At 70.0% G+C, this 1,973-nt stretch carries 2 protein-coding genes; both read right to left on the bottom strand.

The window, feature by feature from the left end:
- Window positions 1-582, bottom strand: a 582-nt coding sequence (locus tag ABZ281_RS47485) for a sortase-dependent protein (protein ID WP_356664849.1), incomplete at its 3' end; no start/stop codon positions are given.
- A gap of 146 nt (window positions 583-728) precedes the next feature.
- The gene (locus tag ABZ281_RS47490; protein ID WP_356664851.1) at window positions 729-1,850 is read right to left on the bottom strand and encodes an LOG family protein; all 1,122 of its coding nucleotides are present in this window, start codon (window positions 1,848-1,850) and stop codon (window positions 729-731) included.
- Window positions 1,851-1,973 lie beyond the last annotated feature (123 nt).

Genomic DNA, 1,973 nt, shown 5'->3' on the forward strand with positions numbered 1-1,973 from the left:
GGCACCGGTCTCGGCGAGGTTGGAGTCACCGGCCGGGGCGGGCGCGTTGCCCGCCGGCGAGGTGCTCTGGCTCTCCGACGGCTCCGGGGCGGGAGTCTCGGTCTCCTCCGCCGGCTTGGACGGGGAGGCCGACGGGGTCGGCGTCGCCGGGGGAGTCGAAGCCGGGGGCTCCTCCTCCTTCTTGCAGGCCGTGGCCGGGGTGACGAGGTTCGGCTTGATGTCCTCGTCCACGTAGCGGGCGGCCTTGACGTGGATGCGGTACTCGGCGTTCGGCTTCCAGTCCTCGGTGAAGGTGATGGTGGTGCCTTCGCGCGAGCCCTTGACCACCTGTGTGCCGACCTTCTTCGCGTCGGCGCCGTTGTTCTGCAGGTACACGGTGACCGTGGCCGGGATGCCGGCGGGGTCGACGTCGGTGACGGAGATGACGCCCTTGTCGTCATCGCACTTCGCCTCGGCGGAGAACTCGCTGATGTCGCAGGCGAGCGCGTTGCCCGCGGTACCGAGCGCGAGCGCGGCCGAGGCGGAGACGACACCGAGGACGCGCACGGCACGTGCGCGGCGGGATACGGACAGAACTGCCACGTTTGTCCTTTACAGGATTGCTAAAGCGGGGGGCTGAGGCGGTGTTGACTGAACATCAGCACTACCGGGAGGCTCACAGGTCTATAAGCGTCGCATAAGTAGTGTCAACGCATATGCAGGTTGCAAGCACTTGCTTTGCCTTATTGTTAACCACCGAGACGTTTCAGGGCCTCCGGCGCCTCCTCGATCCGCTCCACGAGCGCGATCCGGGCCTCCATCGAGCGCCCCCCGGCCAGCGACCGGAGCAGCGGCCACGCGGGCAGCTTCTCCGTCCAGTGCACGCGGTTCACCAGCACCATCGGCGTCGGCTCGCCGCGCGACTCGTAGTAGTTGGGCGTGGCGTTGTCGAAGATCTCCTGTACGGTCCCGGCGGCGCCCGGCAGGAACACCACCCCCGCGTTGGACCGGGCCAGCAGACCGTCCTCGCGGGTGGCGTTGGCGAAGTACTTGGCGATGTGGGAGGCGAAGGCGTTCGGCGGCTCGTGGCCGTAGAACCAGGTCGGGATGCCCACCGAGCGGCCGCCGTGCGGCCAGCGGGTGCGTATCTCGAAGGCGGCCGAGGCCCACTGGGTGATCGACGGGGTGAAGTGCGGTGCCTTGCCGAGGAGTTCGAGCGACTCGGTGAGCATCTCCTCGCCGAAGGGGGCGGCGTACGCGCCGAGGTTGGCCGCCTCCATGGCGCCCGGGCCGCCGCCGGTGGCGATCGTGAAGCCGGCGCGGGCCAGCTCCCGGCCGAGCCGCGCGGCGCCGGCGTACTCCTCGGTGCCGCGGGCCATGGCATGGCCGCCCATGACGCCCACGACCCGGGCGCCGGACAGGAGTTCGTCGAGTGCGTCCGAGACGGAGTCGTCGTGGACCGAGCGCAGCATGGACGCGTAGATGTCGCGGTCCGTCTTGGTGCGCTGGAACCAGGCGTAGGCGAGGGCGTCGGGCGTGGCCTCGTAGCCGTCGGCCAACGACGCGAAGAGTTCGTCCGGGGAGTAGACCAGGCCGCGGTACGGGTCGAACGGCAGGCCCGGCACCGGTGGGAAGACCAGGGCGCCGTCGGCCCGGATCTTCGCAGCCGCGTCCTCGCGCATCGCGCAGCCGAGGAAGATCGCGCCCGTGGTGTCCGTGGCGAGCAGCTCGCGCGTACGGTCCGTCAGGTCGACGGCCTGGACGCGGTATCCGGCGAGGGTGCCGCGCGCCGGGACCGTCGCGTCGAACTCTTCGAGGGTCTCTATCTCACGGTCGTCATGGTGGGCCGCATGGGCGGGCATCGTCTGCACCCGCCCATGCTAGTGCCGTGGCAGGCAGCGTTTGCCCGTTGAGGAGCGGCGTTTGGTGCGTGCTCTCGGCGTGCCGGCCGGAAGCCCTCGTACTGGACGTACGTGGGGTTTCGGCCGGTGCGG

It is taken from the genome of Streptomyces sp. NPDC006265, from assembly GCF_040613555.1.
Classification (GTDB): Bacteria; Actinomycetota; Actinomycetes; order Streptomycetales; family Streptomycetaceae; genus Streptomyces.